The sequence below is a fragment of the Arsenophonus sp. PmNCSU2021_1 genome, from assembly GCF_036919435.1.
GTDB classification, from domain to species: Bacteria; Pseudomonadota; Gammaproteobacteria; order Enterobacterales; family Enterobacteriaceae; genus Arsenophonus; species Arsenophonus nilaparvatae.
In genome coordinates, this window is the sequence record NZ_JAZHPL010000006.1 from 436,972 (window position 1) to 455,815 (window position 18,844).

Sequence of the window (18,844 nt, forward strand, 5' to 3'; positions counted from 1 at the left end):
GGTGCCGGTGGCCGATGAGACCGCCCCCACGGTGGCCCAAGATACCGCCGGGGTGGTCAATCGCCAGGGCGACAGCACACTGGCCGCACTCTTTTCAACCCTGGCTGATGGCTGGCGGACCTCGCTGCATGACGTGCAGGCGTTAATGGCGTGCGTCAACGAGAAAGCCAACACGCTGGAAAGCGCACTCACGGGTCTGGGGCTGCTGGCCGATATGCAGAGCTTTACCGCCTCATTCACGGCCCTGCGCGGCAATATCCAGGGGCTTATCACCACCCCCGACCGCATGGCGCTGGCCTTCAAGGGAATTTTTCAGGGCATACAGCGCCTGCCGGCTTACCCCCAACCGGAAAAAATAACAAACCGGGGGCGCGCGCCGGTCTCCCCGCAGCCCGGCGCACTCCAACACCAGATAGTCCAGCTGGCCGACCGGCTGGACAGCGCGCTGGTCCGTCAGGACCGCCAGCGCGATAGGCAGGGGCTGCAACCGGCCACCCGCGCCACGGTGCAGCTATTGCACAATACGCTGGGCCTGGCGGTGGCGGTGGTGCAGGTACAGATGTTGTCGTCCCTGCTCACCGCCAGTCTGGCGGCGGTCAGCCCAAACGCACCGGCGCATGGGTTGCCACGCACGGCCTCGCCCGCCCCGCTGCCGCTCAGTGACAGCGGCTGGCTGGAAAGTACGCCGGATGTGGTGCGCGTCAGCCAGCAGGTCGCGCGCCGCCTGGATGCGTGTGCCCTGACCAGCTCGGCGCTGGGCTATCAGAGCCTGGCCTTGCAGGTGCGGGCGTTAAGCCGCGCCTTTGTGGCGGATTTATCCCATCGCGGTGTGGCGTTACCCGGCCTGATCCAGGCCGCAGTGACAACCACCGAGCCGGCGCTGGTGACCCTGTACCGCATCACTGTCACCGATCATGCAAAACTGATCCACTTGGTATTATTCGCACATTTTTGTACGGATAATTTATGTTAACCAAGGAGATATTTGTGGATATTCATGTTCGCTTTGCACAAGGACAAAGCCTTCGAAAAATTGCCCGTGAATTGGGCATATCCCGTAACACCGTAAAACATCATTTACAACAACAGACAATGCCAACTTATGCTAAAAGAAGTCAACAACCGACTAAATTAGCACCCTTTAAACCTTATTTGCTTCATCGAATTGAACTGGCTAAACCTGATTGGATTCCTGCAACAGTCTTATTTAATGAAGTAGTTGAAAGCGGCTATCAAGGCGGTATTGTTCAATTACGCCGATTTGTTTGTCAATTTAAACCAAGCATTGTTCCCGAAGCTGTCGTCCGTTTTGAAACACAGCCAGGTCAACAAATGCAAATCGACTTCACCAGCATCCGGCGAGGTAAAAAATCACTAAAAGCGTTTGTTGCAACGCTAGGCTATTCGCGTGCGAGTTATGTAAAGTTCTTTGATAATGAACGAGCAGAATCCTGGCAACAAGGTTTACGAGAAGCTTTCGACTATTTTGGTGGTGTACCACAGGAAATATTGTGTGATAACGCAAAATCCCTCATCATCGAACGGGATGCTTATGCAGAAGGTGAACATAAATTACATGTCGAAATGCTTCAAATGTCGAAAGATTACGGGTTTAAATTGTGTGCTTGCAAGCCCTACAGGGCAAAAACTAAAGGGAAAGTAGAGCGCTTTAACCACTATTTAAAAAACAGCTTTATCGTACCATTAAATACCGACCTTCGTGCTCATAATCTTGAACTGGATATTGAGATAGCTAATGCAAGAGTGGGGCCCTGGTTACAACGCGTTGCCCATCAGCGGATTCATGGAACAACGTTAGAGAAGCCAGCAGATAGACTAGCTAAGGAAGTTAAGTATCTTCTACCCTTACCAGCAAGGGTTTGCCAATCTATCCCGCAGACTGATACGCTTAATATCCGTATCGTACCGCCCCTTGAATCTGTCAGTTTGCAACACTCAATCAGCGTATACGAAGCATTGCTGGGAGGTGAACATGTTATTGCATGAACAAATTGAACACCTGTGTGAGTCATTGAAATTAAATTCTATTCCGACTCATTGGTCATCACTTGCCGAACAATGCATTGCCCAAGACAAAAGCTACGGAGAGTTTTTACTGTCCCTATTAAAATGTGAGCAACAACAACGAGATGAACGAACCCGTAATCTTTTGAGTCGGATGGCAGGATTCCCAGCACATAAAGAACTTAATACGTTCGATTTTAAGTTTGCAACGGGGATCCCCAAACAACACATACAGGAATTAAGCGCATTAACGTTTATTGAACGTAATGAAAATGTCGTGTTGCTTGGCCCAAGCGGTGTAGGCAAAACGCATTTAGCTATTGGGTTAGGATTAAAAGCAGTACAGGCCAAGAAGAAAACCCGCTTTACCACGGCAGCTGAACTGATGTTGCAACTCTCAACTGCCAAACGACAAAATAAGCTCAAACAATATCTATCACGTTCGGTGATGGCCCCGAAATTGTTGATTATCGATGAGATTGGATACCTGCCGTTTGGGCGAGAAGAAGCAAACCTGTTTTTCAATGTGATTGCCAAGCGTTATGAGCATGGCAGTGTCATATTGACGAGTAACTTATCATTTGGGCAATGGCCAAATGCTTTTGCTGATGACGCAACATTAACTGCCGCTATGCTTGATCGTTTACTTCATCATTCGCATGTACTGCAATTAAGCGGTGAAAGCTATCGATTGAAAGATAAGCGGCGCTCAGGAGCAATGACTGAGTAAAAGTGGATCAATTTTGATTGATCGGATTTAGCTAAAAAGTGGATCAGTTTTCGGTGATCGTTGACATCACCGGCGATGCGTGTGATACGGCGCGCTTTATTCGTCGTAACCGGCTGCGTCATCCGCTGTTTGTGCCGGGTGGCGAGCGCGTGGAGGTGCTCGGTGGCTGAGGTGGCGTTGCTCATCGACAACCGGATTTTTACCCACTGGCTCTCGGTCAGCATTACCCGCGGGCTGGCGCGTCTGGCCGGGGATTTTACCCTCGGGATCATGATGCCCGGCCAGGCGTTGCCCGACAGCCTGCGCGCCGGCGGAACGCTCGCGCTGACCCTTGACGGGCAACCGGTCATCACCGGCTACCTGGACAGCGTGTCGCACAAGATGGGAGCCGACGCGGCACAGGTCACGATAAAGGGCCGGGATAAAACCGGCGATCTGGTGGACTGTTCGGCGGTCTATCCGGGCGGGCAATGGCGTCACCGCACCCTGCAACAGATTGCGCAAGACCTGTGCAAACCTTTTGGCATTGCGGTGCGCTGGGCGGTGTCTGACCCCGAGGCCGCCAAACCCTTTACCTCCTTTACCCTTGAACTGTCTGAAAGCGTGGCGGATGTGCTGAGCCGGGCGGCGCGTCACCGGGGCGTTTTGGTGACCAGTGATGCGGACGGCGATCTGGTGTTTACCCAGGCGGCGAACACCGCCACTGACACCCTGCGTCTGGGTGAAAATCTGTTGTCCGCCGAGTACACCGAGGACTGGCGCGACCGTCACAGTCAGTATCGGGTTAAAGGCCACGGCGGCGGAGGCGGTCACGCGGGCGATGCCAACACCAGCGCGCTGCGCGCTGCCCCCAAGGGAGAAAGCGACGATCCCGCGATTGGGCGTTATCGCCCCAAAGTCATTCTGGCTGACAGCACACTGGCCCCCGCCACCGCACGGGCGCGCGCCCTGCGGGAAAGTCGCCGGGCATTGGCCCAGTCAGAGCGCTTTACCGCCGTGGTCAAGGGCTGGCGACGCGAAAACGGCGAACTGTGGCAGACCAACCGGCTGACCCGCGTCATTGCGCCGCGTCTGTCCATGGTCAGTCGTGACCTGTTGATTAGCCAGGTGCAGTTTGATCTCGATGCGGACAAGGGGGAACGCACAACGTTAACACTGGCCCCGCGCGAGGCGTTTATCGTGCCGGCGGAGGCGGAGCGTCAGGCCAGCGGGGCTGACGGTGGCGTCGATGGTCTGGTGCGGGCCTGGCTTAATCAGGGGAATAAACTCGATGAGTAATATCGCACTACAACGGCTGCTTGCCCCGGTGATGCGCGGGATCCGCCTGTTGTTCGGGCGGGGCATCCTGACCGGGGTGAATGACGGCCTGAAAGCGCAAAACGTCCAGCTGACGGCGCTGGACGGTGAAACCTTCGATGAGGTCGAGCGCCCGCAGCAATACGGGCATATTAGCGTGCCGTTGCCGGGGGCTGAGGTGGTGTTTGCCTGCCTGGGCGGCAGTCGTGATCAGGCGACGGTCCTGGTGGTAGAAGACCGCCGTTATCGACCCACCGGGCTGCCCGCCGGGGATAGCGGCCTGTATCACTATGAAGGGCATCGCTTGCGTCTGACTCAGGATGGCCGCTGCATCATCACCTGTAAAACACTGGAAGTGGTCGCCGAGCAGGAGGCGGTGTTTAACACCCCGACCGCGCGTTTTACTGATGATGTGGTGATTGAGAAAAACCTGATGGTGAAACAAAACATGACGATTGCCGGGGACGCGGAGTCCCAAGGCACCTTTGCCGCGCCGGAAGCCGTTATCGGCGGTGTCAAACACAGCGGCCATCGCCATCAGGAAAATGGCCAGGGCAGTCTGACGGGAGGACCGCAATGAGTGACGTAGCGATACGCTGGATGAATGGTGAGGGCAGGCTGGTACAGGCCGGCACGGATTTACTCGCCGACGACAGCCTGACGACGGCGGTGCTGCTGTGCCTGTTTACCGACCGGCGTGCCGAGGTCTCCGACCGCCTGCCGGATGGCGGCCATGACCGGCGCGGATGGTGGGCGGACAGTTATCGCGACCGCCCGGTTGGCTCGCGGCTGTGGCTGCTGTCACGGGAAAAGGCGCTGCCTGCGGTATTGGCGCGGGCGGAAGCCTACGCCCATGAGGCGCTGCGTGGCCTGCTGGACGCCGGGATGATAAGCCAGTTGCATTGCCAGGCGAGTGCGCCGCTGCCGGGCTGGCTGCGACTGACCGTGCGCCTGACGTTCAAGGACGGCAGTGCGCGCCCGTTTACCTTTAAAGCCCGTTTGGAGGGGATGTAAATGCCGTATCAGATACCCACGCTCGGCGAGCTTATCAGGCAGACGCAGCAGGATGTGGCGCAACGCCTGCCGGGCGCGCTGCCGGCCGAGGACAGTCTGCTGGGTGCCATGGCGATGGCGCAGGCCGGGCTGTCGGCGCTGGAGCATGAGCACCTGGGCTGGATAGCCCGGCAGATTATTCCGAGCGACGCCGACGAAAGCGAACTGCTCAAACACGGTGCTTTCTGGGGCGTGGTGCGCAAGCAGGCCGCCCGGGCCAGCGGCCCGGTCAGGCTGTCGCTGTATGATGCCGCCAGTGTGCCGGTTGGGGCGCGTTTGCAACGGGCCGACGGCGCGCTTTACCGCCTGACAGACGCCGCCCAAGGTAAGGCGGGAACCTTAACGGTTAACGTCGAGGCCGACCAGCCGGGGCTGGCAGGTGACTGCGGCGCGGAGCAATTACTCGGTTTTGTCACCCCGATTGCCGGGGTGGCCCCGCAGGCGCTGACCGATGTGCCCGGGATCCGGGGCGGCGCTGACCGTGAGCGCGTCGAGGAATTGCTGTCGCGCCTGCTGTATCGGGTGCAGTTTCCGCCGGGCGGCGGCACACGCTGGGATTACGAACGCTGGGCGCGCGAGGTGCCGGGTGTTACCCGTAGCTGGGGTCTGCCTACCTGGAACGGGGCGGGCACGGTGGGCGTGACCTTCGTGATGGACCATCACCCGGATATTTTCCCCGGCCCGGCCGATATTGCGCGCGCCACCGGGACCCGGCCACCGGCGAGTGGGTCGGCCAACCGGAGGGGCCGACGGTGACGGTGTTTGCGCCGGGAGCAAAAAAGGTCGATATCACGCTGCGTATCGCCCCTAATACCCCGGATAACCAGGCCCGTATCCGCGAGGCGCTCAGGCAACTGTTTTACACGGCGGCCAAGCCGGGCGAAACCCTGTTGCCCTCGGCATTCTGGCGTGTGCTGTCCGGGATAGGCGGACTGGAGGATTACGTCCTGAAAAGCCCGCTGACGCCGGTCAGTAGCGGGAAAACCGAGCTATTGGTGATGGGGGAGATGACATGGCTTTAAAGGCACACCAACGCGCACTGCTGCAACTGCTGCCTAATGGCCTGGCCTGGAACAAAGCGCCGGATACGCTGCTGGCGTCCCTGGCCGACGGCCTGTCCTGCAGCACAGCGCGCGTCACCGAACGCGCCGAGCAATTGCTAAGCGAGCGCTTTCCGCTGACCGCCACACTGTTGCTGGCTGACTGGGAGCGTTTTTTAGGGCTACCGGACTGTGATATCGGCGACGATGCCGGCATCGATGAGCGCCAGCGCTATGCGGCCAACAAGCTGCGGATGAAACCGAGCCTCAACCGGCAGTTTTACATTGAACTGGCGCGGTCTTACGGCTTTACGGTGAGCCTGAGCACCTTGCCGGACAATCAGTGGGTCACGATGGTGACGATTGAGACCCACGTGGACTATCGCCCGATGCATGTGCTTGACCCCATCACCACGCCGCTGCGGATTTATTACGCCGGGATACTCGAATGCCTGTTAAACCGCTATAAGCCGGCGCATCAGGACTTTCGCTATGTGTATGCTGACAAAAAGGAGAAAGGCTAATGTATTTTTTAGATAACAACAGCGGCATAGCCACCATGCCGCCGCTGAAAGAAGCCCAGAGCACCACGCCGTTATGGTTTACCGAGGGTGACGGCCACAAGGGTATCAGCTGGCCGGGTGAGGACTGGTTCAATATCCAGCAAGCCGAACAACTGGCCTTGCTGGACGCCGCGGGTATCCGCCCGGATAAGGGCAAGTTAAATCAGCTGACGCTGGCTATCCGGGCGATTATCGGTCAGGAAGCGCTGCTGAAAACGCAGGCATTGGCGGAGATTGCGGCAGCGGGTAAGACGGCGCAGCAAAAGGCGCGCACGCATCTGGGCCTCGGCAAACTAGCGACCCAGGACGGTATTCAGGAAGCCACGGTGCACCGCAAAGAGATTGTGCAGTTAAACAGTTCCCCTCGCAGCGCGGACGAAACTACCGCCGCGACACCCAAGGCGGTCAATGACCGGGTGAATGGGGTTGTTGATAAAGCGCCGTCCGATTTAGATACGCTGAACAAGCTGGCGAAGGCCATCAGCAATAACCCCAAATTTGCTGAAAACGTCATGCAACTGTTGAGTCAAAAACTGGCAAAAAATGAAAATGGGGCTGACATCCCAGACAAGAATCTTTTTCTAAAAAACCTTGGTTTGTTGGAAAAAGAAAATCGGTGGATTAATAAACAAATTTTTAACATGTTAATTAGCGGTAATATTGACGTCAACGCGGCGTCAGCAACACGTCTACAAACAGCCAGAAAAATCGCGGGTGTAGCCTTTAATGGAAGTACAGATATCAGTATACCGGCAAGCAATGTCGGCGCTTATACCAAAGCCGAAGTGGATAGTCGTATCAATGCGAAAGGCGCAAAAAATACCGCTCACCTTGCTACTAACGGATGGTGGAAATGTGGTGATACCGGCTTTATCAGGCAATGGGGCGTTACACCACCCCTCAATGCTGGACAGATTTATACGGTATCTTTACCTTGTCCCGTCCCTCATGCCATCTTCTCGGCAAACGCGACGGTAAAATACAAAGGTATTGCTCCCGAGGGCAATTTAGGCACTTATGTCGAAATAGTCGGAAAATCGTTAATTATCAGTGCAGATTACACCAGAACAGGGATTAAAGTGCCGAGAACATGGGAGCTGGTTTGTTACTAACTCCAGATTATCACACTACTTTTTTGGTGCTTCCGGCCACGCAATATCCGGCCTTTTGCTGATATCGACACGGTTTAGCAGCACACGGTATTTTTTCCAGGCCAGCAGTGAAGCTTTTTCGGCTTCTGTAGCGATGTCAAGGTCTGACGCATCCTGCAATGGCGCTATGATTTTTGCTGCCTGCTCAAGCAGATAATCTCGTTTATGGGTCGCTTGCTCCCTGAGTTCATCTGCTGTATAAATGCGTGGAACAACCTCACCATCGATAAAACACCATTTTCGGTTAGGGGCGGCCTCCTGAGGCCATGCTAATACTTCTGCTATGCTGCATCCTTCGGGACAAAAGGCACTGATATCGTAGCCCATTGAGCGTATTACACCGTCGGCTTCATACTCGACTTTCATCGTATCGGGCTGAAAGAACTTCTGGCACTCATACCAGTCTTGACCATCTTCCGAGATAAGGAAAATTGCACCAACAGCGTGTTCTAGCCATTTTTTATCAACAGCATCAGGATGGTAGCGTTTGAAATTTTTAATATTTTTCATCACATAAACCACACATTTATCCAGTTACCATTAACGTTTTTCTGTAAAATCCGGCGCTGAACATAATCCACATAGGCATCAACGTTTCCGTTATACACACCGGTTATTACATAATGAGGTTCATCTCGATAACCCGTACCTCGCCATATCTGAATCTCCTGCATATGGCCCAATCGAATATCCCGTACAAACGTGGTGTTAACATAATCCCAAGTGGCACGGCCGTTCGCTACATGATCGGCATGTTGCCAAGCATTGCTTTGTGCTTCATTTGTACGGGCGGTAATCCAGCCACTCAACGCTCCACCCCAAGCTGGGCCAGTAATATCACCATTTTCATGATAAGTGGCCGTTCTGCCGCCCCATGAGATGGTTAAATTTTGCCCTAATGTGACACCGCCGTTGACCGTTCCGCCGGTCCGTTTATCCAGTGCATTTTTTGCACAATCTACCGTTTTCAACAAACAAAGTTTTTATTAAATCGAGAAATTAGGTAAAATTTAGACAATAACCAGCGATTACAAGGCTTACCGGGTCTGAGAAAAGGTTAAAAATGGCAAAAATTGGCTATATGAAGGTGTCAAAAAATGACCAAAACACCGATTTACAGCAAAAACCCTTGATTTGTGCAAATTGTGAACAGATTTTTGAGGATAAAATCAGTGGAAAAACAGACCAGAGATCCGGATTAAAACGCGCGTTAAACTGCCTGAAATCGGGGGATACTCTGGTGGTCTGGAAGCTCGACAGGTTGGGTCGTAGCATTAAACATTTGATTACTTTAATCTCCAAACTGGAAGATGAAGGTATTCATTTTCATAGTTTGACAGATTCTATCGACACTTCTTCGTCAGCAGGTCGTTTTTTCTTTCATGTGATGAGTGCGTTGGCGCAAATGGAGCGAGAACTGATTGTTGAGCGTACTAAGGCAGGTTTAGCCGCAGCAAGAAGCAAGGGACGTATCGGGGGGAGACCTTGCTCATTATCTTCCGCACAGCAAGAGCAGGCTAAAAAATTACTTGAGTCCGGCAATAGTAGAAAGCAGCTGGCATTACTGTATGGCGTCTCATTAGCTAGCATCTACAAATATTGTCCAGTTAATCTAAATGCTCGAACAGGTCAAAGCGATCCCGACAAAAAATAAAAGTGTAATTACGTTGCACTGACGGAAACAAAAGTAGCCCACCATTTATCGCACGTTTTGGCTTCAAATATCGCACGCCGCATCAGAAAATCGCACTACCGACCTTGCGCCGGCTAACATGAAACATAAGTGTCATTAGCGATCAATAAAGCCTTATCGATCGCTAAAACAGATCAATTACAGTGGCTTAATCACATTCACAATACTTGATGTGTAACATGATATTCCTTGATTAAGTAGGGATATCAGAAGATGTTACAAGAGATACGTTGCTGTGGTTCTCACCGGTTGCTGGCAAAAGCAAACGCGATTTACATCCAGATTGTCCGCTCTGCAAAGCATTTAATGAAATGAGGATGAGCAATCCCTCAACCAGCGTCTCCGAACGCCAGTCGGAGACCGGAAATGAAGTGCGCACATACGTCACGCATTATCACACCACCCCAGCCCATTTTCGATAATGACCAGATTGTTGGATACGGCTCACACGAATTGCGGGTAGAAACCATTGCCTGCTGGCTGGCCCGCGTCATTGTAACAAGTCGGCATTATAGCCGGCGGTTTGTTAATCACGAGTTTCGCAATCTCCAAAAAAGAAGTATAAATTTAAAAACAAGAAAAAATCAGGGTGTTCATATTTTGTCGGGTTATCCATGTATTAAAGATATCTATAAAACATTCTTACAAGTAAGCAGTTTAAGATACTCTGGTTTAGCGTTATCAGAAGTAAGCCCATCGCCTTTATCTCATGACACTGTTAGCCGATGGCTAAAAAGTAGATGTTTTAGACCTAAAGACCTATGGCGATTAGTTGAACCTTCTATAGACAAAAAAAGCCCTTGCGTACTAATTGCCGATGATACATTGATTGCCAAAACACGTAGTAAAAAAATAGAGATGGTCCATTATCAATATTCAGGTAATGAACATGAGGTTATTGCTGGCATAGGTTTAGTTAATTTGCTTTGGCATGATCTGACGAAGGTTGAATCAATTCCTATCAATTATCTTATTTATGATAAAGATTCTGATGGAAAAACAAAAAACACGCACTTTTCCGAAATGCTCACTCTTGCTAAAAAAAGAGGGATCATGCCAGAAGCCGTAGTGATGGATGCTTGGTATTCTAGCCTGGATAACCTGAAATCAATTCGCTCTCATGGTTGGATCTGGGTAACCACGCTGAGGAAAAATAGGATTGTTAACCATAACAAACAACTGAACAAGTTAGACATCTCAGAAGAAGGAACGTCAATACACTTGCGAGGATATGGTTGGGTAACCGTTTTCAAATTTACAGCCAAAAACGGCCGTATTGATTACATAGTAACAAACAAAGAGAATCCCACCCGTCAATACGTCAAATTTATCATGGATGCCCGTTGGTCTGTTGAAGTTTATCATCGAGAAGTTAAACAAAACTGTGGTATTGAACGCTGTCAGGCTCGCACGAGCCGAGCGCAAAGAAATCATATTTTTCTCGCTATTTCTGCGTGGTTTGAACAACATAAACGTCGTATATCTGAAAAAATAACCCTTTATCAACAAAATTGGGACGTAATCAAAAGTGCTATTACTGAGCAAATCCGTGTTTTATTAGCGTACCCAAATTAGTTTTGTGCGAAACTCGTGTTAATAATTCCTGGCTACATCTTGGGGTATTCTCCGGTAGGGCTTTGGTTGGGGTGATGCAGTGGGGGTACGCCCTGAATCCTAACAGTGGCGCAAAAGTGGTCTCTGGTACAGGGAATCGTGAGTATATGGAGCTTAACCGCTTATGGCTGCATGATGACATGCCTAAAAATTCAGAGTCACGAGCGATCAGCTATGCACTGAAAACTATCAGGTTACTTTATCCTCAAGTGCAATGGGTGCAATCCTTTGCAGATGAGCGCTGTGGGCGTTGTGGCGTGGGGTATCAGGCGAGTAATTTTGAATATATCGGCAGCCATTACTCGCGATTCTATGAGCTTGATGGTGAGTGGTATCACGAAATAGCCCGCAACGCGATCACGCGGGGCGGCAAGCGAGGAGAATACCTGAGGGCCAATATAGAGCGTGCAACTGTTCATCGCTTCCAGCAGTTCCGATATATCCGCTTTTTGGACAAACGCGTGAAGAAGCGCCTCAATACAAAATTATTTAAAGTGCAACTTTATCCTAAGCCGGAAACGTTAAAACCAAGTTCATGATGTTTTAGGAACAATAAAAGCGTTACATCAGTACAACAATTGGTATCAAATAATTTTCATTTGTGTGATTTTTGAGCGTATCAAATATTTTGCCTTTCGGTATCAAATGATTTCCCGCGCTATAGATACAAGCCATTCAGCCATTAATGAAACCAGGTGCAGCATTAGGTTACTCACATGGTTTCAATATCGTTGAGGTAGGTGAACAGATCCGCCAGGATATTACCGTTATTATGGTTGCGCCGAAATGCCCGGGAACCGAAGTACGTGAAGAGTATCTGCGTGGTTTTGGCGTACCAACGTTGATTGCCGTTCATCCGGAAAATGATCCGCAAGGTGAAGGAATAGCCATTGCGAAAGCATGGGCTGCTGCGACAGGAGGTCATCGTGCGGGTGTTCTTGAATCCTCTTTTGTTGCCGAAGTAAAATCAGATCTGATGGGTGAACAAACCATCTTGTGTGGCATGCTTCAGGCTGGCTCCTTGCTTTGTTATGACAAAATGGTTGCAGACGGTATTGAGCCGGGTTATGCAGGAAAATTATTACAATATGGTTGGGAAACGATCACCGAAGCCTTAAAGCACGGCGGTATTACACTGATGATGGATCGTTTATCTAATTCAGCTAAATTGCGGGCATTTGCATTATCTGAACAGCTAAAAGAAATCATGGCGCCATTATTTCAACTACATATGGACGATATTATATCCGGCAAATTTTCATCTACCATGATGGCAGATTGGAATAATAATGATAAAAATTTACTGTCTTGGCGGGCAGAAACCAGGCAAACAGCGTTTGAAAATTATCCAGAATATAATGGGAAAATTTTAGAGCAGGATTATTTTGACCATGGTCTTTTATTAGTTGCGATGACTAAAGCCGGGGTTGAATTAGCCTATGAAACTATGCTGCAAGCCGGTATTATTGCGGAGTCTGCTTATTATGAATCATTACATGAATTACCATTGATTGCGAATACCATTGCGCGGAAACGTTTATATGAGATGAATGTCGTTATTTCCGATACTGCAGAATATGGTAATTATCTATTCTCTTTTGCTGCAATACCTTTACTCAAGGATTTTATGGCAACTTTACAGCCAGGTGACTTAGCGAAAAATATGGCCGCTAGCCACATTGATAATAGGCAATTGCGGGATATCAATGCAGCGATCCGTAGTCATCCCATTGAGGTCATAGGTAATAAACTGCGTAATTATATGACTGATATGAAAGGTATTGCTTCTGTTGCAGAATGTAAACGGAATTTTGACCCTGTACACAGAATCGTGTACAGGGTCTAAGTATTTAATGTTAGTTATATCATTCATCTTTCCTATGATATTGATTTGGAATTCACCGACTCCATCACCATCATGATCCAACATTAATTTTGTTAGATTTTCTTGTTCACTGTAACTAAATAACATTTCATTTTTTCTATGAGTAAAATGATCGACTAATTGAATAGCAACAAAATTATCATCAGAGTCTATGTTAAGTGTGGAAATATCAATTTTGTCTTTACCCATCTCAAAATCAGTAATGGTATCTGGCGATTCAGACAAAGAATTATCTAGTGACAAGTAGTTAAAAGTATCATTACCCTCACCACCAGTTAATCTATCAGCGCCTTTATCGCCGTATAAATTATCATTACCACTATCTCCAAATAGGTGATCGTTACCACTACCACCAAATAATTGGTCATCACCACTACCTCCGGATAGGTGATCATTGCCACAACCGCCGAATAAAATATTGTTCCCCTTACCACCGGATAATTTATCATCGCCGTTATTACCAAATAACGTATCCACGAGTTTCGCACAGGCCTATAAAATTCTAGAAATGGCTTAAAAGTAATGATTAATCTGCAAGTTACTGAAATGCATAAATTTACTTAATTTACAATAAGTTATATTTAATTTATAAGGTTTTATCTATTTACATATTATGCTGAATTAAACTTAAAAATAGAGCGTTTTTTTATTGGTGCGAAACTCGTGTACTAGAGAGTTTAGCCTGGAGTAAATCAACGACAATAAAACCCTAACTAATTGTTTTAAAGTTTTTTTATTAACGGTATGAAATAGCTTTGGAAAAGTTACCCTCATTCGTCATGATTCGAGGGTAGAACAACTTTATTTCTGATATGGGTTTTCAGCAATTATATTTTTATCACTCAATAGCGGTTTTTTTATGACATTTTTTACTGATTTTCTTTCTGATACAATTTTAGCTTATGATGAATAATGACAAATACTCAGTTAATACGCTATGCGATTAAATTACAATCAACAACAAGCGGTTGAATATGTTGACGGTCCCTGTTTAGTGTTGGCTGGCGCGGGCTCAGGAAAAACTCGCGTTATTACCAATAAAATAGCCTACTTAATTCGTCATCGTGGATATTTACCACGTCAGGTGGTGGCAGTCACTTTTACCAATAAAGCCGCCAGAGAGATGAAAGAACGGGTAGGACAAACGCTAGGAAAAAAAGAAACCAGAGGATTAATTGTTTCAACTTTTCATACCCTAGGATTGGAAATTATTAAACGGGAACATAGTGCATTAGGCATAAAAGCCAATTTTTCATTGTTTGATGAACACGATCAAATGGCCTTGCTAAAAGAGCTAACCTTTGATTTATTAGCAGATGATAAAGATCTGTTACGCCAATTAGCGTCAACAATTTCTAACTGGAAAAGTGATTTATTAACTGCCAGACAGGTTATGGCGCAGGTAAAATCGGAAAAAGATCAGCTGTTTGCTGAATGTTATCAGCGCTATGAATTACATTTATCGAGCTGCAATGTGCTGGATTTTGATGATTTAATTACTAAACCAACTCGCTTGCTCGATGAGAATGAAGAAGTGCGTTCGCGTTGGCAGCAAAAGATCCGTTATCTGCTGGTGGATGAATATCAAGATACCAATACTAGCCAATATCAACTGGTTAAATTGTTAGTGGGTAAACGTGGACGTTTTACCGTTGTTGGTGATGATGATCAATCTATTTATTCCTGGCGTGGTGCTCAACCACAAAATTTAGCGTTACTAAAAAACGACTTCCCTCAGCTTAATGTGATCAAACTGGAGCAAAATTATCGCTCTTCTGGCCGGATTTTGAAAGCCGCTAATATATTGATTGCTAATAATCCACATGTTTTTGATAAAAAGTTATTTTCTGAATTGGGTTATGGTGAAGCGCTAAAAGTTATCACGGCTAACAATGAAGATCATGAGGCAGAACGTGTGATCGGCGAATTGGTTGCCCACCATTTTATCAATAAAACCCAATATAAAGATTATGCTATTTTATATCGTGGTAACCACCAATCACGACTATTTGAAAAATTATTGTTACAAAATCGTATTCCTTACCGTATTTCAGGTGGCACTTCATTTTTTTCACGGGCAGAAATTAAAGATATATTGGCTTATTTGCGGATCCTCACTAATCCAGATGATGATAGTGCATTTCTCCGTATTGTTAATATACCGAAACGTGAAATTGGGCCAAAAACCATCCGAAAATTGGGTGAATGGGCGATTTTGCGCCAAAAAAGCCTGTTTAATGCTAGCTTTGATGTCGGTCTTGAACAAACTTTAACCGGTCGTGGTTTGATAGCATTGCAACATTTTACCCATTGGTTAGCCAATATTGCCAAACGTGCTGAACGCGAGCCACTACTTGCCGTCAGAGATCTACTGCATGACATTGATTATGAAAGCTGGTTATACGAGACATCAACTAGTAGCAAAGCGGCTGAGATGCGGATGAAAAATGTTAACCAACTGTTTGGTTGGATGGATGAAATGGTTAATGGCAACGATATCGATGAGGCGATGACCTTATCGCAGGTTGTCTCGTGCTTTACATTGAGGGATATGATGGAGCGTGGAGAAACGACAGAAGATTTAGATCAGGTACAATTAATGACTTTGCATGCCTCAAAAGGACTAGAGTTTCCTTACGTTTTTTTAGTTGGTATGGAAGAGGGGTTGTTACCCCATCAAACCAGTATTGATGAAGATAATATCGATGAAGAACGCCGTCTTGCTTATGTAGGGATAACCCGTGCTCAACGAGCGTTATTTTTTACTCATTGTCGGGAGCGACGTCAATATGGTGAACTTATTCGACCAGAAATTAGTCGTTTTTTACATGAGTTACCTCAAGATGATTTGCTCTGGGAACAGAATAAAAAGATAGTTACTGCAGAACAGCGAATGGAAAAAGGACAGTCTGCGATTGCTGATATCAGAGCGAGATTGGGGTTAAATAAAAAATAAATTTTGCTAACTAAAAAAGATTGAGTTAATTCAGTTTGTCCTTCTAGTATCAAAGGCCAATTGATATTACTTTGCCATTGAATTTCTTGCTGTAAATTTTCATAACAAAGTGGATGTTCCAATAACCATTGATGAGGTAATGTTAGGATCAAGGTTTCTTTATTTGTTCTAAGCCGTAATAACGGTATGGTATTGTCACGACGAGGAAGAGTAAAAATAATCGCTAGTCTCAAAAGGTGACAAAGAAGAATAGCATGTTGGAGGGGAATCGCGTTTTGTTGAGTCAATTCCGCTAACTCAATTGGGCCAGTTTGATTTTTGAGCAAAGCCGCTAACAAGCGTTTTTGCGTAAGCGTATAACCTGGCATATCAAGATGGCTGATCAGATAATGGGCATGGTTAGTAGCATGACGAGCGTCAATACTTAAGCCAATTTCATGTAGAGCGCTGGCACCTTTTAATAGCTCATCAACTTGGTGATTATCACGATAAAAGTTTTTCTTTAATTGTGAATAAAAATATTCAGTTAGCTTTTTTACTCGATTAGCCTGCTCAATATCAACTTGAAAACGATGTTGAATATTAGCGAGTGTAACTGCGCGTATATTCTGTTTTGCAGGCAGATCAAGCATGTTATAGATTAATTCTTCACGCAATGCTCCACCTGCTAATATCATATGATCGATTTTTAATTCTACAAATATGGCGATTAGAATAGCTAAACCACTGGGAAAAACTAGCGCACTTTCTAGTGTTAACCCCTTGATTTCCAACTCTTCTAATTTTCCTGAGGTGATTGCCACTTTTTTTAATAATTGTAATTTATCTAGCGTAATACGTTCATCCATGCCAGCGACCAGCATAATTTCTTGAATCGTCTGTATTGTACCTGAAGCGCCGACACAAATTTGCCAACTTTGCTCAATAAGTTGGTTCGCGATAGGTTTAATGATCTTAATGCGCGGCAGTTTCAGCTTGCGCAAAATTTTCTTCGGTTAGATTACGATCTTTAAAATAGTGTTCAAGCCAGGTAACGCAACCCATATTAAGGCTAACAAGTTGATTATGTTTAACATTGGTACCGGTAATGATTTCAGTACTACCACCCCCAATATCTATCACTAGTCGTTTATCTGAACCGCCAGTGGTATATGCTACTCCCTGATAAATGAGTTGAGCTTCTTCTTCTCCAGTAATGATTCTGATGGGATGCCCTAGAATATTTTCTCCTTGCTCAATAAAGAGGTCGGCATTCTTAGCGAGACGAAGTGTTGCTGTAGCAACAATTTGTACTTGTTCAGTAGGAATATCTTGTAAATACTCGGAAAAAAGATGCAGACATTGTCAGCCACGATCCATGGCTTGTTGAGATAAATAGTTATTTTCATCGAGACCCGCGGCCAGTCTGACTTTACGCTTGATGCGAGCAAGGGTCTGTACATAACCAGAAATTTCTAATTTCTCGTACTACTAACATATGAAAGCTGTTAGAACCAAGATCGATTGCTGCATAAGGCGATGATTTTAACATAATATTTATTAGCTCGGACGTTTACGATTGTTGCGTGAATTATTCTGTCGGCTTTGGCTATTATTGTTACGACGTGTTCCATTAGTACGTGAACGACGACGTGGTTTTGGTGTAGGTAAATCTTGTAATAATGCTTCACTGTTGTATTTGCTGACAGGGATTTGATGCTGAATATACTCCTCAATAGCAGGTAGATTTAAAGAATACTCTTCACAAGCCAGACTAATTGAATGACCACTCTCACCGGCGCGGCCGGTACGACCAATACGATGAACATAATCTTCACAATCATCAGGTAGATCATAATTAAATACATGAGTGACAGATGGGATATGTAAACCTCTGGCGGCAACATCTGTTGCAACTAAGATATCTAAATGGCCTTGAGTAAACTGTTCAAGAATGCGTAGCCGTTTTTTTTGTGCTACATTGCCAGTTAATAAGCCAACGCGGTGACCATCAGCAGCAAGATGAGCCCAGATATCTTCACAGCGATGTTTGGTATTAGCAAAAATTATACATCTTTCGGGCCACTCTTCCTCGATTAACGTTTGTAACAGACGCATTTTTTCTTCGTTTGAAGGATAGAAAAGTTCTTCTTTAATGCGATGACCTGTTTTTTGTTGAGGTTCTACCTCAATATATTCGGGTTGATTCATTTGTTCAAATGCCAGTTCTTGAACACGATAAGAAAGTGTTGCGGAAAAGAGTAAATTCAAGCGTTGAGTTGCGGGTGGCATTCGACGAAATAGCCAGCGAATATCTTTAATAAAACCAAGATCATACATACGGTCAGCTTCATCAAGTACAACCACTTGAATGAGACCTAAATGAACGTGGCCTTGTTTGGTATAATCGATTAAACGCCCGGTCGTACCGATAAGAATATCTACACCCGACTGGAGCACATGCAGTTGTTCGTCGTAGCCATCACCACCATAAGCTAAACCCATTTTTAAGCCCGTTATAGCGGCTAATTCTTTTGCATCAGTATATATCTGAACCGCTAATTCTCGTGTAGGAGCCATAATTAGCGCTCTGGGTTGGTTAACCTGTCGTTCTGAATTTGTTGGATGTGTTAGTAAATAATGAAATGTTGAGGTAAGAAAAGCCAATGTCTTACCCGTTCCTGTTTGTGCCTGCCCCGCAACATCACGGCCTTCGACAGTAAAAGGCAATGTTGACGCTTGTATCGGCGTACAGTTATGAAAGCCATTTTTATTGAGGGCTTCAATAACTTTAGGGTGTAAGGCGAAGTCTATAAACTTCTTGTCTGTCAAATGTGTTTTACTCATAGTGTGTTAGAA

Annotated in this window: 17 protein-coding genes and 5 pseudogenes; 17 read left to right on the top strand and 5 right to left on the bottom strand. The window is 47.0% G+C overall.

Going from position 1 to position 18,844, the window contains the following annotated elements:
• Positions 1-7 precede the first annotated feature (7 nt).
• The 10 genes from V3224_RS15180 to V3224_RS15225 all read left to right on the top strand — a co-directional run bounded on the left by V3224_RS15180 (position 8) and on the right by V3224_RS15225 (position 7,819).
• Positions 8-973, top strand: a complete 966-nt coding sequence (locus V3224_RS15180; protein ID WP_334471494.1) for a hypothetical protein — start codon at positions 8-10, stop codon at positions 971-973.
• The gene (gene istA, locus V3224_RS15185) at positions 967-2,007 is read left to right on the top strand and encodes an IS21 family transposase (RefSeq protein WP_334471496.1); all 1,041 of its coding nucleotides are present in this window, start codon (positions 967-969) and stop codon (positions 2,005-2,007) included. The genes V3224_RS15180 and istA overlap by 7 nt, the downstream gene beginning before the upstream one ends.
• Positions 1,994-2,755, top strand: coding sequence for an IS21-like element helper ATPase IstB (gene istB, locus V3224_RS15190; RefSeq protein WP_334467780.1), 762 nt, complete (start codon positions 1,994-1,996; stop codon positions 2,753-2,755). Before istA ends, istB begins: the two co-directional genes overlap by 14 nt.
• A 162-nt stretch (positions 2,756-2,917) precedes the next feature.
• Positions 2,918-4,033, top strand: a complete 1,116-nt coding sequence (locus V3224_RS15195; protein ID WP_334471498.1) for a phage baseplate assembly protein — start codon at positions 2,918-2,920, stop codon at positions 4,031-4,033.
• Positions 4,026-4,631 (top strand): phage baseplate assembly protein V, encoded by a 606-nt coding sequence (locus tag V3224_RS15200; protein ID WP_334471500.1) that lies wholly within the window; start codon positions 4,026-4,028, stop codon positions 4,629-4,631. The genes V3224_RS15195 and V3224_RS15200 overlap by 8 nt, the downstream gene beginning before the upstream one ends.
• Positions 4,628-5,065, top strand: a complete 438-nt coding sequence (locus V3224_RS15205; protein WP_334471502.1) for a phage GP46 family protein — start codon at positions 4,628-4,630, stop codon at positions 5,063-5,065. The genes V3224_RS15200 and V3224_RS15205 overlap by 4 nt, the downstream gene beginning before the upstream one ends.
• On the top strand, positions 5,066-5,860 hold the full coding sequence (locus tag V3224_RS15210; protein ID WP_334471504.1) for a baseplate J/gp47 family protein: 795 nt from the start codon (positions 5,066-5,068) through the stop codon (positions 5,858-5,860). It begins immediately after the preceding gene.
• Positions 5,857-6,126, top strand: coding sequence for a baseplate J/gp47 family protein (locus V3224_RS15215; protein ID WP_334471506.1), 270 nt, complete (start codon positions 5,857-5,859; stop codon positions 6,124-6,126). Before V3224_RS15210 ends, V3224_RS15215 begins: the two co-directional genes overlap by 4 nt.
• On the top strand, positions 6,117-6,668 hold the full coding sequence (locus V3224_RS15220) for a putative phage tail protein (RefSeq protein ID WP_334471508.1): 552 nt from the start codon (positions 6,117-6,119) through the stop codon (positions 6,666-6,668). The genes V3224_RS15215 and V3224_RS15220 overlap by 10 nt, the downstream gene beginning before the upstream one ends.
• Positions 6,668-7,819, top strand: a complete 1,152-nt coding sequence (locus V3224_RS15225; RefSeq protein ID WP_334471510.1) for a tail fiber protein — start codon at positions 6,668-6,670, stop codon at positions 7,817-7,819. The genes V3224_RS15220 and V3224_RS15225 overlap by 1 nt, the downstream gene beginning before the upstream one ends.
• Positions 7,820-7,834: 15 nt before the next feature.
• Here the strand turns inward: V3224_RS15225 and V3224_RS15230 are convergent, their stop codons facing one another.
• Positions 7,835-8,368, bottom strand: a complete 534-nt coding sequence (locus V3224_RS15230) for a tail fiber assembly protein (RefSeq protein ID WP_334472043.1) — start codon at positions 8,366-8,368, stop codon at positions 7,835-7,837.
• Positions 8,368-8,829: a hypothetical protein gene (locus tag V3224_RS15235; RefSeq protein WP_334471512.1), complete on the bottom strand. Its 462-nt coding sequence runs from the start codon at positions 8,827-8,829 to the stop codon at positions 8,368-8,370. The genes V3224_RS15230 and V3224_RS15235 overlap by 1 nt, the downstream gene beginning before the upstream one ends.
• 92 nt (positions 8,830-8,921) lie before the next feature.
• On the opposite strand from V3224_RS15235, the gene V3224_RS15240 reads away from it, so the two are divergent.
• The 6 genes and pseudogenes from V3224_RS15240 to ilvC form a co-directional block, all read left to right on the top strand.
• Positions 8,922-9,512, top strand: coding sequence for a recombinase family protein (locus V3224_RS15240; RefSeq protein WP_334471514.1), 591 nt, complete (start codon positions 8,922-8,924; stop codon positions 9,510-9,512).
• Between the two features lie 252 nt (positions 9,513-9,764).
• Complete coding sequence (locus V3224_RS30065) at positions 9,765-9,866, top strand: Com family DNA-binding transcriptional regulator (protein ID WP_442890477.1); 102 nt, start codon at positions 9,765-9,767, stop codon at positions 9,864-9,866.
• A gap of 51 nt (positions 9,867-9,917) precedes the next feature.
• Positions 9,918-10,100 (top strand): annotated as a pseudogene (locus tag V3224_RS15245) (protein mom); the annotation flags it as partial.
• 51 nt (positions 10,101-10,151) lie between these two features.
• Entirely contained in the window at positions 10,152-11,126 is a 975-nt protein-coding gene (locus V3224_RS15250) for an IS701 family transposase (RefSeq protein WP_334472044.1), read from the top strand.
• Positions 11,127-11,143: 17 nt separating this feature from the next.
• Positions 11,144-11,704, top strand: a pseudogene (locus V3224_RS15255) (Mom family adenine methylcarbamoylation protein); the annotation flags it as partial.
• Positions 11,705-11,829: 125 nt separating this feature from the next.
• Positions 11,830-13,011: pseudogene (gene ilvC / locus V3224_RS15260) on the top strand (ketol-acid reductoisomerase); the annotation flags it as partial.
• Positions 13,012-13,086: 75 nt separating this feature from the next.
• Here ilvC and V3224_RS30070 read toward each other — a convergent pair.
• A pseudogene (locus tag V3224_RS30070) lies at positions 13,087-13,527 on the bottom strand (M10 family metallopeptidase C-terminal domain-containing protein); the annotation flags it as partial.
• A 460-nt stretch (positions 13,528-13,987) separates the two neighbouring features.
• Between V3224_RS30070 and rep the strand changes: the two are divergent.
• Complete coding sequence (gene rep / locus V3224_RS15270; RefSeq protein ID WP_334471517.1) at positions 13,988-16,006, top strand: DNA helicase Rep; 2,019 nt, start codon at positions 13,988-13,990, stop codon at positions 16,004-16,006.
• A 35-nt stretch (positions 16,007-16,041) separates the two neighbouring features.
• Here the strand turns inward: rep and gppA are convergent.
• Together gppA and rhlB are read right to left on the bottom strand one after the other, a co-directional pair.
• Positions 16,042-17,537: pseudogene (gene gppA / locus V3224_RS15275) on the bottom strand (guanosine-5'-triphosphate,3'-diphosphate diphosphatase); the annotation flags it as partial.
• 8 nt (positions 17,538-17,545) lie between these two features.
• Positions 17,546-18,832, bottom strand: coding sequence for an ATP-dependent RNA helicase RhlB (gene rhlB, locus V3224_RS15280; RefSeq protein WP_334471519.1), 1,287 nt, complete (start codon positions 18,830-18,832; stop codon positions 17,546-17,548).
• Between the last annotated feature and the right edge of the window lie 12 nt (positions 18,833-18,844).

What these genes read in the sequence shown, in the direction of transcription:
- V3224_RS15220 (WP_334471508.1), top strand. Translation starts at nt 6,117, where the DNA reads ATGGCTTTAAAGGCACACCAACGCGCACTGCTGCAACTGCTGCCTAAT.
- istB (WP_334467780.1), top strand. Translation starts at nt 1,994, where the DNA reads ATGTTATTGCATGAACAAATTGAACACCTGTGTGAGTCATTGAAATTA.
- V3224_RS15225 (WP_334471510.1), top strand. Translation starts at nt 6,668, where the DNA reads ATGTATTTTTTAGATAACAACAGCGGCATAGCCACCATGCCGCCGCTG.
- V3224_RS15205 (WP_334471502.1), top strand. Translation starts at nt 4,628, where the DNA reads ATGAGTGACGTAGCGATACGCTGGATGAATGGTGAGGGCAGGCTGGTA.
- rhlB (WP_334471519.1), bottom strand. Translation starts at nt 18,832, where the DNA reads ATGAGTAAAACACATTTGACAGACAAGAAGTTTATAGACTTCGCCTTA.
- V3224_RS15210 (WP_334471504.1), top strand. Translation starts at nt 5,066, where the DNA reads ATGCCGTATCAGATACCCACGCTCGGCGAGCTTATCAGGCAGACGCAG.
- istA (WP_334471496.1), top strand. Translation starts at nt 967, where the DNA reads ATGTTAACCAAGGAGATATTTGTGGATATTCATGTTCGCTTTGCACAA.
- rep (WP_334471517.1), top strand. Translation starts at nt 13,988, where the DNA reads ATGCGATTAAATTACAATCAACAACAAGCGGTTGAATATGTTGACGGT.
- V3224_RS15230 (WP_334472043.1), bottom strand. Translation starts at nt 8,368, where the DNA reads ATGAAAAATATTAAAAATTTCAAACGCTACCATCCTGATGCTGTTGAT.
- V3224_RS15240 (WP_334471514.1), top strand. Translation starts at nt 8,922, where the DNA reads ATGGCAAAAATTGGCTATATGAAGGTGTCAAAAAATGACCAAAACACC.
- V3224_RS15200 (WP_334471500.1), top strand. Translation starts at nt 4,026, where the DNA reads ATGAGTAATATCGCACTACAACGGCTGCTTGCCCCGGTGATGCGCGGG.
- V3224_RS30065 (WP_442890477.1), top strand. Translation starts at nt 9,765, where the DNA reads ATGTTACAAGAGATACGTTGCTGTGGTTCTCACCGGTTGCTGGCAAAA.